At 68.1% G+C, this 545-nt stretch carries 1 pseudogene; it reads right to left on the bottom strand.

What is annotated here, in order from left to right:
- Nucleotides 1-524: pseudogene (locus tag KZA10_RS17310) on the bottom strand (type VI secretion protein); the annotation flags it as partial.
- Nucleotides 525-545 lie beyond the last annotated feature (21 nt).

Raw genomic sequence — 545 nt, 5'->3', positions numbered from 1 at the left:
CGTTGGCGCGGGCGCAGGCTCGCGGTGAGGTTGTCCGGGCGGGTCGAGGTGGCGACCACTCCGCCGGGCGCATCCAGGATCGACGGCACGACGATCTGGAGGGATTTGCCGCTTCGAGGCGGGCCGATGACCAGCAGAGAGTCCTCCACGCTGGCCCACACGTCAAGCCCATGCGAGGTGCCGATCCGATAGCCCACATCGGACGGCGCGGGACGCTCCAGAGAGGGCCGGAGATTCCCTGCCCGAGATAGCAGCGCCTTGGCGGAGGCGGCCTGAGCCACGTCATGTTTCGTTGCCGTGCCGGGAAGTCGATGAGGGTCTTGCGCACTCTTGCGCGACTGGCGGCGCAGGAGTGTCCACGCCCAGGTGATCGCCGCCGCCAGCAGCCCCAGCAGCACGACCGCGACGAGCCAATAGGCGACGACACTGAGGCCATCGGCCTCCAGCGCGGTCGCCGGGTCGCCGGGGTTGAACCGTGTAGTTGCGTCCGATGCGGCCGAAGCCGTTGATACCGATCTTGACAGACACTCAGGTCTCCCTGGTTC

The organism is Microbacterium sp. BF1 (genome assembly GCF_019279095.1).
GTDB lineage: Bacteria > Actinomycetota > Actinomycetes > Actinomycetales > Microbacteriaceae > Microbacterium > Microbacterium maritypicum.
Note: the sequence above shows the minus strand (reverse complement) of the source record. Positions and strands in the feature narration are given on the sequence as shown.